The organism is Serratia ficaria, assembly GCF_900187015.1.
Taxonomy (GTDB): Bacteria; Pseudomonadota; Gammaproteobacteria; order Enterobacterales; family Enterobacteriaceae; genus Serratia; species Serratia ficaria.
Genome location: NZ_LT906479.1, coordinates 4,581,783 through 4,593,399, shown reverse-complemented (window position 1 = coordinate 4,593,399; position 11,617 = coordinate 4,581,783). Strand labels below are relative to the sequence as shown.

General features: G+C 61.4%; 10 protein-coding genes, 1 other RNA gene and 1 pseudogene. 7 read left to right on the top strand and 5 right to left on the bottom strand.

The window, feature by feature from the left end:
• Window positions 1–443 precede the first annotated feature (443 nt).
• The 4 genes and pseudogenes from CKW09_RS21530 to mtgA form a co-directional block, all read left to right on the top strand.
• Window positions 444–686, top strand: a pseudogene (locus CKW09_RS21530) (hypothetical protein); the annotation flags it as partial.
• A gap of 104 nt (window positions 687–790) precedes the next feature.
• Window positions 791–3,130 carry an aerobic respiration two-component sensor histidine kinase ArcB gene (gene arcB, locus CKW09_RS21525; protein WP_095099394.1) on the top strand — a complete coding sequence of 780 codons (2,340 nt, stop codon included), beginning with the start codon at window positions 791–793 and terminating at the stop codon, window positions 3,128–3,130.
• A gap of 237 nt (window positions 3,131–3,367) precedes the next feature.
• Window positions 3,368–4,021, top strand: a complete 654-nt coding sequence (elbB, locus tag CKW09_RS21520; RefSeq protein WP_095099382.1) for an isoprenoid biosynthesis glyoxalase ElbB — start codon at window positions 3,368–3,370, stop codon at window positions 4,019–4,021.
• The gene (gene mtgA, locus CKW09_RS21515) at window positions 4,018–4,749 is read left to right on the top strand and encodes a monofunctional biosynthetic peptidoglycan transglycosylase (protein WP_061797134.1); all 732 of its coding nucleotides are present in this window, start codon (window positions 4,018–4,020) and stop codon (window positions 4,747–4,749) included. The genes elbB and mtgA overlap by 4 nt, the downstream gene beginning before the upstream one ends.
• A gap of 39 nt (window positions 4,750–4,788) precedes the next feature.
• Here mtgA and dolP read toward each other — a convergent pair whose 3' ends face one another.
• Genes dolP through CKW09_RS21495 form a run of 4 tightly spaced genes read right to left on the bottom strand, consistent with a single transcriptional unit; the run spans window position 4,789 to window position 8,417 of the window.
• Complete coding sequence (dolP, locus tag CKW09_RS21510; protein WP_061797136.1) at window positions 4,789–5,364, bottom strand: division/outer membrane stress-associated lipid-binding lipoprotein; 576 nt, start codon at window positions 5,362–5,364, stop codon at window positions 4,789–4,791.
• Between the two features lie 9 nt (window positions 5,365–5,373).
• The gene (gene diaA, locus CKW09_RS21505; protein WP_061797139.1) at window positions 5,374–5,964 is read right to left on the bottom strand and encodes a DnaA initiator-associating protein DiaA; all 591 of its coding nucleotides are present in this window, start codon (window positions 5,962–5,964) and stop codon (window positions 5,374–5,376) included.
• Window positions 5,965–6,015: 51 nt separating this feature from the next.
• On the bottom strand, window positions 6,016–6,369 hold the full coding sequence (locus CKW09_RS21500; RefSeq protein WP_095099380.1) for a YraN family protein: 354 nt from the start codon (window positions 6,367–6,369) through the stop codon (window positions 6,016–6,018).
• Entirely contained in the window at window positions 6,366–8,417 is a 2,052-nt protein-coding gene (locus tag CKW09_RS21495; protein ID WP_095099377.1) for a penicillin-binding protein activator, read from the bottom strand. Before CKW09_RS21495 ends, CKW09_RS21500 begins: the two co-directional genes overlap by 4 nt.
• A 62-nt stretch (window positions 8,418–8,479) precedes the next feature.
• Between CKW09_RS21495 and rsmI the strand changes: the two genes are divergently transcribed.
• Together rsmI and rnpB are read left to right on the top strand one after the other, a co-directional pair.
• Entirely contained in the window at window positions 8,480–9,343 is an 864-nt protein-coding gene (gene rsmI / locus CKW09_RS21490; protein ID WP_061797145.1) for a 16S rRNA (cytidine(1402)-2'-O)-methyltransferase, read from the top strand.
• A 41-nt stretch (window positions 9,344–9,384) separates the two neighbouring features.
• Window positions 9,385–9,762: RNase P RNA component class A (gene rnpB / locus CKW09_RS21485), an RNA gene on the top strand.
• Between the two features lie 56 nt (window positions 9,763–9,818).
• Here rnpB and CKW09_RS21480 read toward each other — a convergent pair.
• The gene (locus tag CKW09_RS21480) at window positions 9,819–10,520 is read right to left on the bottom strand and encodes a pirin family protein (RefSeq protein ID WP_095099374.1); all 702 of its coding nucleotides are present in this window, start codon (window positions 10,518–10,520) and stop codon (window positions 9,819–9,821) included.
• Between the two features lie 184 nt (window positions 10,521–10,704).
• Between CKW09_RS21480 and CKW09_RS21475 the strand changes: the two genes are divergently transcribed.
• On the top strand, window positions 10,705–11,610 hold the full coding sequence (locus tag CKW09_RS21475) for a LysR family transcriptional regulator (RefSeq protein WP_061797148.1): 906 nt from the start codon (window positions 10,705–10,707) through the stop codon (window positions 11,608–11,610).
• Window positions 11,611–11,617 lie beyond the last annotated feature (7 nt).

Sequence of the window (11,617 nt, the reverse complement as noted above, 5' to 3'; positions counted from 1 at the left end):
CGCGAATTTACGCTTGCGGCGAGATGCGTCGGGCCCGGAAAAAATGTGAGCTGTCTCACTATAGTGCAACCGTTGAATCTCTGCACCATGCTAGTGCGGGTGGGAATGCCAGAGTTTTATTCTATTAAATATAAGTTTGTTGATGTTTGTAACTATTTTTAATCGTATTGTCATACCGGCGTTAACGGTTGCGCGAGAATTAGAAAAATTCATCGTGGCCTTGGTGATTTTATTTGCATTTATAATGAATAGTTATGCCTGGCGGCGCCTTGCGGGGAAAGCGTTGATCTCCGTCATCGCGGGAAAAGCCGTTTCTTATTAGCATCACGGGCTTTGAACGCAGAGAAACGCCAAGATTATGCCGTTGCCGCAATTAGTCAATATGTTTGGCGCCGATTTCCAGCGCCGCCATGGTGAAAAGATCCATAAGCCCAGCCTGCAGCCGACAGGGATATGAGGCGTGGCTGGGGCTGCAGACGGCGCACGATAAAACGCTGAACCGCATCAATCGCGGCCATAATTTCTCCTGTTACCGGCAGGCCGCCCAGCAGGCCCGCCGGTCGACGCCGTTGGCACCATTATGGTGCGAGAGCCGCTGGAACGGCATGCAGGCGGTGGGCGGCTACCTGCAGCAGCATGGCGGGCAGGGCAGCGCGCTGGATGAAAAGTGGCGTTATCGGCCCTGAACCCCGCGTTGATTTGCAATCTTTGCCACACTTCGACGTTTGCCGCCTTATCTCACCGGTGTTTTACGGTATGATTCAAAAGATTGTGTCTGATGGGAGCCGCTATGAAGCAAATCCGGGTATTGGCCCAGTATTACGTTGATCTAATGGTGAAACTGGGGCTGGTGCGTTTCTCGCTGCTGCTGGCTTCGGCGCTGGTGGTGCTGGCGATGGTGGTGCAGATGGCGGTGACCATGCTGCTGCGCGGCGAAGTGGAAAGCATCGACGTGGTGCGCTCGATCTTCTTCGGCCTGCTGATCACCCCCTGGGCGGTTTACTTTCTGTCGGTGGTGGTCGAACAGCTGGAGGAATCGCGCCAGCGGCTGGCGCGGCTGGTGGACAAGCTGGAAGAGATGCGCCACCGCGACCTGGAATTGAACCAGCAGCTCAAGAACAACATCAGCCAACTGAACCAGGAGATCGCCGACCGCATCAAAGCGGAAGAAGAGCGTCTGCAGGTGATGGAAAAGCTGACGGAAGAAATGGAACAGCGCGAGCTGGCGCAAATCGAGCTGGGCCAACAGTCGGCGCTGCTGCGTTCCTTCCTCGACGCCTCGCCCGACCTGGTGTATTACCGCAACGAAGACAAAGAATTTTCCGGCTGCAACCGGGCGATGGAGCTGCTGACCGGCAAAAGCGAAAAGCAGCTGATCGGCCTGACGCCGTACGACGTCTACGGCCAGGAGATCGCCGAGAAGGTGATCGAGACCGACGAAAAAGTGTTCCGCCACAACGTCTCGCTGACCTACGAGCAATGGCTGGTGTATCCGGACGGCCGCAAGGCCTGTTTCGAACTGCGCAAAGTGCCGTTTTATGATCGGGTGGGCAAGCGTCACGGGCTGATGGGCTTCGGGCGCGATATAACCGAGCGTAAGCGCTACCAGGACGCGCTGGAGAACGCCAGCAGGGACAAGACCACCTTCATCTCAACGATCAGCCACGAGCTGCGTACGCCGCTTAACGGCATCGTTGGCCTCAGCCGCATCCTGCTCGATACCGAACTGAACGACGAACAGCTGAAATACCTGAAAACCATCCACGTCAGCGCCATCACCCTCGGCAACATCTTCAACGACATTATCGAAATGGACAAGCTCGAGCGGCGCAAGGTGCAGCTGGATAACCAGCCGGTGGATTTCACCGGCTTCCTGGCGGACCTGGAAAACCTCTCCGGCCTGCTGGCGCAGCCGAAAGGGCTGCAGTTCGTTCTGGAGCCGCAGCTGCCGCTGCCGCAGCAGATCATCACCGACGGCACGCGCCTGCGGCAGATCCTGTGGAATCTGATCGGCAACGCGGTGAAGTTCACCCAGCAGGGGCAGATCCTGGTGCGGGTGCGGCGCGAAGCGCAGGAGAAGCTGGTGTTCGAGGTGGAAGACTCGGGCATGGGCATTCCGCAGGACGAGCAGGACAAGATTTTCGCCATGTATTATCAGGTGAAGGATCAGCACGGCGGCCGCCCGGCGACCGGCACCGGCATCGGGCTGGCGGTGTCCAAACGGCTGGCGCAGAGCATGGGCGGCGACATCAGCGTCCACAGCGTGCAGGGGCAGGGATCCTGCTTCACGCTGACCATCAAGGCGCCGGCGGTGCAGGAGGCCGTCAGCGAGGTGCAGACGGAGGAGGAGCTGCCGTTGCCGGCGCTGCATATCCTGCTGGTGGAAGACATCGAACTGAACGTGATCGTGGCGCGCTCGGTGCTGGAGAAGCTGGGCAACAGCGTGGAGGTGGCGATGAACGGCCACGACGCGCTGGCGATGTTCGATCCGGACGAGTTCGACCTGGTGCTGCTGGACATTCAGCTGCCGGACATGACCGGGCTGGACATCGCCCGGGCGCTGCGCGAACGCTATGCCGGGCAGGCGCTGCCGCCGCTGGTGGCGTTGACCGCCAACGTCCTGAAAGACAAAAAGGAATACCTCGATGCGGGCATGGACGACGTGCTGAGCAAGCCGCTGTCGGTGCCGGCGCTGACCCGGGTTATCAAACACTATTGGGATCATCAACCTTCTCATACTTCAAAGAAAACGGAGCACAAGGCGATGCAGATTAATGAGTCGTTACTCGATACCGCAATGCTGGAACAGTATATGGATTTGGTCGGGCCGCAGCTGATCCACCAGAGCCTGGAGATGTTCGAGCAGATGATGCCGGGTTATTTGGCGGTGCTGGAGTCCAACATGACGGCGCGCGATCAGAAGGGCATCACCGAGGAAGGGCACAAGATCAAGGGCGCCGCCGGCTCGGTCGGCCTGCGCCATCTGCAGCAGTTGGCGCAGCAGATCCAGACGCCGACGTTGCCGGCCTGGTGGGATAACGTGCAGGACTGGGTGGACGAGCTGAAGCAGGAATGGCGTAACGACGTGCAGGTCTTGCGTGCATGGGTGGAGAACGCTGAAAAAAAATGACCCCGACCTAAGCCGGGGTGCGCGAATATTGCGCCAACACCAGGGAAATTGTGAACCTGCGTATTGGTTTCAGTGTTCTGATCGAGCAGGTTGTAGATAATTCCTAAACATCATACAGCCAACAACATAGCAAATGTAAGCGCTCTTGTTAGAAGATTCATTAAAATGTGTGATGTAGATTAGTGTTTGTCAACTCCGAGCACTAACCGGTTGACAGTAGCAACGGGAGTCAGAACGATGAAAAAGGTAGGTGTGGTGCTCAGCGGCTGCGGGGTTTATGACGGCGCGGAGATCCATGAAGCGGTGCTGACGCTGCTGGCGCTGGATCGCGCCGGCGCCCAAGCGGTGTGTTTTGCGCCGGATAAGCCCCAACTTCATGTTATTAATCACTTATCCGGCGATGAAATGCCGGAGCGACGCAACGTGCTGGTAGAGTCCGCTCGCCTCGCCAGAGGGCAGGTTCAACCGCTTGCGCAGGCCGACGCCGCGCAGCTGGACGCGCTGATCGTTCCCGGCGGCTTTGGCGCGGCCAAGAACCTCAGCAACTTCGCCGCCGCCGGCGCCGAATGTCAGGTTGATGAAGATTTGGCTAGGCTGACGCAGCAAATGCATAAGGCGAATAAACCAATTGGTTTTATGTGCATCGCTCCGGCGCTGCTGCCGAAGCTGCTGAACCGCCAGGTGCGGCTGACCATCGGCAACGATCCGGATCTGGGTGAAGTGATCGACGCGATGGGGGGCGAGCCGGTGATTTGCCCGGTAGACGACATCGTGGTGGATATCGAGCATAAGGTGGTGACTACGCCGGCTTATATGCTGGCGCAGTCGATCGCCGAGGCGGCCGGCGGCATCGATAAACTGGTGTCACGCGTGCTGGATCTGACCGAATGAGAAAATCCGCCGGCAAGTCGCTGCTTTCCCGCCCCTGGTTTTGGCTGAAGCGCGGCGTCATCGCGCTTATCGGCCTGTGGCTGTTGGGCATACTGGCCTTCGCGTTTCTGCCGGTGCCGTTTTCCGCGGTGATGGCGGAGCGGCAGATTGGCGCCTGGCTGAGCGGCGATTTCGGCTATGTCGCGCACTCCGACTGGGTGCCGATGAGCGACATCTCGCCGCAGATGGCGCTGGCGGTGATGGCGGCGGAAGATCAAAAATTCCCCGAACACTGGGGTTTTGACCTGGCGGCGATCGAAAAGGCGTTCAGCCACAACGAGCGGCGGCCGACGCGCATCCGCGGCGCCTCGACGCTGTCGCAGCAAACCGCCAAGAACCTGTTCCTGTGGGACGGCCGCAGCTGGCTGCGCAAAGGGCTGGAGGCCGGGTTGACGTCGGGCATCGAACTGGTGTGGACCAAAAGGCGCATTCTCACGGTGTATCTGAATATCGTCGAGTTAGGCGACGGCGTATTCGGCGTGGAAGAGGCATCGCAGCGCTATTTCCACAAGCCGGCCAAGCGCCTGACCGCCTCTGAAGCGGCGCTGCTGGCGGCGGTATTGCCGAACCCGCACCGGTTCCGGGCGGATGCGCCGTCCGGCTATGTGATCCAGCGGCAGCAGTGGATTATGCGCCAGATGCGTCAGCTGGGCGGGGAAGGATTTCTGCGCGAGAACAAACTGGATTAACCGGCCGGGGGCGGCATGGCGCAGCCCCCGGCCCGGCGATTACTTCACGTAGGTAAAGGCGGTGGTGACGTGCTTCACGCCGCTGACCTGGCTGGCGATCTGCGCGGCCGACTGGCCTTCCTGTTGGGTCACCAGGCCCAGCAGGAACACCTCGCCGTTCTCGGTAGTGACCTTCACGTTGGACGATTTCACCGTATCGCTGGTGAGCAGCTGCGAACGCACCTTGGTGGTGATCCAGGTATCGGACGAGGCGGTGCTCAGGCTGACCGGCGTTCCCTGACGGATCTCGTTATACACTTCGGTGGCGCCTTCCACGCCCATGGCGATCTGTTTGGCGCGGGCGGTGAGGTCGGCGCTCGGCGACTGGCCGGTCAGCAACACTTTACCCTGATAGGCGGTCGCGACCACCCGGGTGTCTTTCTTCAGCTGTTGATCTTTGCTCAGGGCGTTTTCTACCCGGGCTTCCAATGTGCCGTCGTCCACCTGGGTGCCTACGCTGCGCGGATCGGTGGCGGTTTTAGTGGCGACGGCCGCGCTGCCGACGACGACGCCGGCGATACAGCCTTGTAACAGCAGGGCGCTGCACAGCACTGCAAATGTGGCTTTTAGCTTCATCTCGGTTCCTTAATCGTCCTGGTGGGGAAACAACGTATTATCTATCAAATCGCAAAGGCAGTTTACGGTCAGCATATGCATTTCCTGAATGCGTGCGCTGCGGTGCGATGGAATACGGATCTCGACATCCTGTTGGCCGAGCAAACCGGCCAGCTCCCCGCCGTCGTAGCCGGTGAGCGCAACAATCGTCATGTCACGCGTGACCGCCGCTTCGACCGCCTTCACAATATCACGGCTGTTGCCGCGGGTGGAAATCGCCAGCAATACGTCGCCGGTATGCCCGAGCGCGCGTACCTGCTTGGCGTAGACTTCATCGTGCAGCCGATCGTTGCTGATCGCCGTCAGCACCACGTTGTCGGCGTTGAGGGCAATCGCCGGCAGGCTTGGGCGTTCGGTTTCAAAGCGGTTGATCATGCTCGCGGCGAAATGCTGCGCGTTGGCCGCCGAGGTGCCGTTGCCGCAGCACAGGATCTTGTTGCCGTTGAGTAAGGATTGAACCAGCGTCATCGCTGCGCGGGAGATGGCGTCAGGCAGAGCCTCCGCCGCCGCGATCTGGGTTTGGATGCTTTCGGTAAAACAGGCTTTAATTCTATCCAGCACGTTGTATTAATCCACTAAGTCAAAGGGCCGGTCTGCACCGGTAAACCACGATTAATCCGCATTGAAGGCGTTGGGTATCCATTCTAACTGGCTACCGGTAAAGGCCAAAACATCAAAACGGCAAGATGATGTGTCAAAGCTGGCTCCGCGCCCCGCCAGCCAGACGGCGGCGGCGTGCAGCAGCCGCTGTTGTTTGCGGTAGGTGACGCTGGCGGCCGCGCCGCCGAAGGCGTCATTGCGGCGATAGCGCACCTCGACGAACACCCAGGTTTGGCCATCGCGCATGATGAGATCCAGCTCGCCGCCGCGCAGCGCGACGTTGGCCGCGCAAAAGGTGAGCCCGGCGCGTTCCAGATGGCGGCGGGCCAATGACTCATAGCCCGCCCCCGTGGCGCGTTGACTCAAGAGACGGGAACAACCCGGCCCTGACGGTACTGCAGCCAAGGCAGCTTGCGGTTGATCACGCAGCTTGGGGAGGCGGTGAGCACGCCGGTGGTGCCGGAAACCTGGAAGCCGGGCAGCTGGCGCATTTCAGCAAAGTGATTGGCCAATGTCCAGGCGTCCATCCCCATGGCGTACAGGCGAACCAGCGAATAGTCGCTGCGGAAGCGGGAGCTGGCCTGCTGCAACAGCTGCGGATTGGCGCCGGCCAGCAGCGGGATATCGCTGAACTGCAGGCCTTCCATCTCCAGACGGAAGTCCGGGCCGGCTCCGGCCTGGTAGCTGCGCGAGCTGGCGTACATCGCCGGCTTGCCGCGCGAGTTGGTGGCCATGTCGATCATCGGCTTGATCAGCGTCAGCTGGGATTGGGTGGCGACGATATACACCGCATCGACGCTGCCGCCCGAGGCGGCCGGCGCATCGCTCGGCGGCGCCGGAATGGTCAGCCCGGCGATGGTCACGCTTTGCGGTGCCGGCGCGGTGGAAATTGGCGTGCCGGACATGCGGATGCCGCCGCTGTTCACCATTTGGCGCAGTTCGCCGGCGGAGCCGATATCCTGGCGCAGCACGGTCTGGCCGCCCAGCGACTGCCACTCCTGATTAAAGGCATTGGCGACGCGGGTGCCGAAGGCGCCGCGCGGCACCAGCAGCAGCGGCTGACGCTTTTGCTGCTCCCAGATATGGCGCGCGGCGTCACGCGCTTCGTCTTCCGGCGACAGGGCGAAGTAACAGATATTCGGATTGTCCTTCGGCGTTTCCGGCTGGTTGAGCGCCAGCACGTTCAGCGTGGTGTTGCTGCCGGCCAGCTGGTCGACGTTTTCTTTCAGCAGCGGGCCGACCACCAGGGTGGCGCCGTCCTGCTGCGCCTGGCTCAGCAGCGCGGCCAGCGGCTGGCTGGAGGTGTCGTACACCTTCACCTGCGCGTTGGCGGCCTGCGGCGGGGTAATCGGCGCGCTGGACGGGGCGGCAGGCTGCGCAGCGGCCACTGCGGGCCGATCGGCCGGCTGTGCCGAGGTGCTGACCGCGCCGTTGGCGTTGATGTCGCCGGCGGTAGCTGCGGTCTGCTCGGCCGGCGCCGCCTGATCCGGACTGTTGGTCGGTTGCTGCGGCTGCGACGGAGCCGGCGCTGGCGCGGAGACGCCGTTTTTCGCGGCTTCAAACCCCTGCTGGATAGCCTCGGCGAACACCTTCGCCTGGCCGTTCAGCGGCAGCAGCAGGGCGATTTTCGAGGTGGAGGCCTGGGTGAAGTTCAGCACCTGGTTCAGCTGGGTCGGCAGGGTTTTGGCCGCCGGGTTCTGCGGGTAGCGGTTTTGCCAGTCCTTGATGCCGGCCTTCAGCAGATCCGGATCCTGCTTGTTGTCCTGATAGACCCGCAGCAGGTCCAGCCAGCCTTGCAGCACGTTCTCGTTGGCGTTGATCACCAGGCTGGTCATGTCCTGCGGCGTCAGCTGCAGCAGCGCCTGCCAGGTTTGGTCCAGGTTGTTCTGGTGCGCTTTATCGTTCAGCAGCGGCTCTTGCGCGATATAGGCGCGGATCAGCGGCAGCGAGGCTTTGCCCTGGTTGGCGGCGATCTGCGCCTGATAGAAGCGCACCAGCTGGTTGGTCGACAGCTCGCCGCTGTCCAGATGGCCCAGGGTGCTGCGGGCGCTGACGTAGCTCTTGTTGGCCACCTGCAGTTCGGCGGTCAACAGCTGGCGTTCCGCCTGTTGCGCGCCGTTGAGGTTTTTCGGCAATTGGTTCAGCTGCTCACCGGCCTGCGGCAGCTTTCCTTCACGCATCAGCGCGCGAATAGCAAGTAATTGCCAGTCAGCCTTGTTATCATCGCTGCTTTGCTGCAGCTGCTGCAGATAGTAATCGGAGCTGGCGCTCGCTTCGTCCTGTATATTGGCGGGCGGCGTTTGCGGGGCCCGACTTGGACAGCCTGCCAGGAAAAGGGCTGCCGCGATAACTGCGGTGAGTCGGACAGGCTTGGAGCGCCCTGCTTTGGTACGAACGAATGTTGAGGAAAGCATACTGTATCCAGTGATGTTTTTTTCAAGATGCTCAATATTAAATCGGCAACCCGGATGAAACAATGAATCAACACCAACAATCAGTCATTTCTGCATCAACGCTGTATGTGGTGCCCACTCCAATCGGCAATTTGGGCGATATTACCCACCGCGCGTTAGAGGTACTGAAAAGCGTTGATCTGATTGCGGCGGAAGATACGCGCCATACCGGGTTGCTGTTGCAACACTTTGCGATTAGCGCGCGGCTGTTTGCGCTGCATGACCATAACGAACAACAAAAGGCCGATCAACTGCTGGCGAAGCTGCAGGAAGGCCAGAGCATCGCGCTGGTTTCCGACGCCGGCACGCCGCTGATCAACGATCCCGGCTATCACCTGGTGCGCCGCTGCCGCGAAGCCGGCATCCGCGTGGTGCCGCTGCCGGGCGCCTGTGCGGCGACTACCGCCCTGTGCGCCGCCGGCGTCGCCTCGGACCGCTTCTGCTACGAAGGGTTCCTGCCGGCCAAAACCAAGGGCCGCAAGGATACGCTGATGGCGCTGGCAGAGGAACCTCGCACGCTGATTTTCTATGAATCCACCCATCGCCTGCTGGAAAGTTTGCAGGACATGGTCACCGTCTGGGGGCCGCAGCGCTACGTGGTGCTGGCGCGCGAACTGACCAAAACCTGGGAATCCATCTACGGCGCGCCGGTGGGCGAACTGTTGGCCTGGGTGCTGGAAGACGAGGTGCGCCGCCGCGGTGAAATGGTGTTGATCGTCGAAGGCCACAAGGCGCAGGAGGATGCGTTGCCGCTCGAGGCGCTGCGCACGCTGGCGCTGCTGCAGAAAGAGCTGCCGTTGAAAAAAGCGGCGGCGCTGGCGGCGGAGATCCACGGCGTGAAGAAAAATGCGCTGTACAAGCACGCATTAGAGCAACAACAGCAGTAAAGCGGTTGACCTGTCGCGACGGCGACGCTACTATCCGCGCCGGAGTTGACCAGACAGTCGCCGCTTCATTGCCGTCCTCTTCGGGGAGACAGATGGAGGGGAGGAAAGTCCGGGCTCCATAGGGCAGGGTGCCAGGTAACGCCTGGGAGGCGCAAGCCTACGACTAGTGCAACAGAGAGCAAACCGCCGATGGCCCGCGCAAGCGGGATCAGGTAAGGGTGAAAGGGTGCGGTAAGAGCGCACCGCGCGGCTGGCAACAGTTCGTGGCACGGTAAACTCCACCCGGAGCAAGGCCAAATAGGGGTTCACATGGTACGGCCCGTACTGAACCCGGGTAGGCTGCTTGAGCCAGTGAGCGATTGCTGGCCTAGAGGAATGACTGTCCACGACAGAACCCGGCTTACCGGTCAACTCCCTCTATAAAGAAAACCCCGCGCAACGCACGTTGCGCGGGGTTTTTCGTTTCCGGCGGCGTTTACACCGGCAGGTCGATCAACAGCGCGCGCAGCGGCGTCTCGGCGCGGAGGGTCAGGCGATGTTCCTCGTGGATGAACGCGCCGTCGCCGCAGGTCAGGCGCTGCCCGTCGTGGCGTTCGCCGTTGGCGGCGAGGGTGCCGTGGATCGACTGCAGATAGGCGCGCGGCCCGTTCAGCGTAAAGGTATGCTGCTCGCCCGGCTGCAGGTCCAGATGATGGATCCACACCTGCTGGCGCAGCTGCAGGCTGCCCTGCGCCCCGTCCGGCGAGGCCAGCAGCAGGTTGCCCTCCGCCGGCAGCGTCAGGCGCTGCACCCGTTCGTTGCTGCGTTCCGGGCAGGCGTCCAGCCACAGCTGCAGGCGGGTCAACGGCGTATCGCCGCTGACGTTCTGTTCGCTGTAGCTCAGGCCCGGCTGCGTGGCCAGCAGCAGCGCTTCGCCGGCTTTGACGCGCGCCGTGCTGCCGTCGCTGTCGCGGTATTCCGCTTCCCCCTGCAGGATCAGGTTGAGGATATCCACGCTGGGGTAGGTGCGCGGCTGGAACGCGGCGCCCGGCGCCAGCACTTCCTGATTCAGCACCCGCAGCGAGGCGTAGCCCATCAGCTTGGGATCGAAGTAGTGGCCAAAGGAAAAGGTGTAGCGAGCCTGCAGCCAACCAAAGTCAGCTTGCCCGCATTGTTGTGCTGTTCTGCATGTAATCATGGCAATCGGCTCTCTAAATTCATTCTTCCCTGCATCTTTCTGGCCGCGGCGTCGGCCTCTCTCGATTGCCGCTTTGCCGCCGCCCGAAATCTATTGGGTATATTAAGATGGTAAGCATCTGGACGCCGGATTGTTAGCCAGTTAATCTGGTCGGCATATTCAAATTTCCTGACAGAGGGATTCGATGGCCAGAGATCGGGCGTTAACGCTTGAAGCGTTAAGGGTTATGGATGCGATCGACCGACGCGGCAGCTTTGCTGCGGCCGCCGATGAGCTGGGGCGGGTGCCCTCGGCGCTCAGCTACACCATGCAAAAATTGGAAGAAGAATTGGACGTGGTGTTGTTCGACCGTTCCGGCCATCGAACCAAGTTCACCAACGTGGGGCGCATGCTGCTGGAGCGCGGCCGGGTGCTGCTGGAGGCGGCGGATAAGCTGACCACCGACGCCGAGGCGCTGGCGCGCGGCTGGGAAACCCACCTGACCATCGTCAGCGAGGCGCTGTCGCCGCCGAGCAGGCTGTTCCCGCTGATAGACAAACTGGCGCTGAAGGCCAATACCCAGGTGTCGATTTTCACCGAAGTGCTGGCCGGCGCCTGGGAGCGTCTGGAGCAGGGGCGGGCCGACATCGTGATCGCGCCGGACATGCATTTTCGCGCGTCATCGGAGATCAACACCCGCAAGCTGTACAAGGTGATGAGCGTCTACGTGGCCGCGCCGGATCACCCGATCCATCTGGAGCCGGAGCCGTTGTCCGAGGTGACGCGCGTGAAGTACCGCGGCATCGCCGTGGCGGACACCGCCCGCGAGCGGCCGGTGTTGACCGTTCAGCTGCTCGACAAGCAGCAGCGTCTGACGGTCAGCACCATCGAAGACAAACGCTTGGCGCTGCTGGCCGGGTTGGGGGTGGCGACCATGCCGTACCCGATGGTGGAAAAAGACATCGAAGCCGGGCGGCTGCGGGTGGTGGGGCCGGAATACAGCCGCGAGGCCGATATCATCATGGCCTGGCGGCGCGACAGCATGGGGGAAGCCAAAGCCTGGTTCCTGCGTGAAATTCCGCGGCTGTTCGCCCAGCAGGAGCGCCAATAACCGCATG

Coding starts and splice junctions, on each gene's coding strand:
- mtgA (WP_061797134.1), top strand. CDS start 4,018: ATGAGAAAATCCGCCGGCAAGTCGCTGCTTTCCCGCCCCTGGTTTTGG.
- CKW09_RS21475 (WP_061797148.1), top strand. CDS start 10,705: ATGGCCAGAGATCGGGCGTTAACGCTTGAAGCGTTAAGGGTTATGGAT.
- rsmI (WP_061797145.1), top strand. CDS start 8,480: ATGAATCAACACCAACAATCAGTCATTTCTGCATCAACGCTGTATGTG.
- CKW09_RS21495 (WP_095099377.1), bottom strand. CDS start 8,417: ATGCTTTCCTCAACATTCGTTCGTACCAAAGCAGGGCGCTCCAAGCCT.
- CKW09_RS21480 (WP_095099374.1), bottom strand. CDS start 10,520: ATGATTACATGCAGAACAGCACAACAATGCGGGCAAGCTGACTTTGGT.
- dolP (WP_061797136.1), bottom strand. CDS start 5,364: ATGAAGCTAAAAGCCACATTTGCAGTGCTGTGCAGCGCCCTGCTGTTA.
- elbB (WP_095099382.1), top strand. CDS start 3,368: ATGAAAAAGGTAGGTGTGGTGCTCAGCGGCTGCGGGGTTTATGACGGC.
- arcB (WP_095099394.1), top strand. CDS start 791: ATGAAGCAAATCCGGGTATTGGCCCAGTATTACGTTGATCTAATGGTG.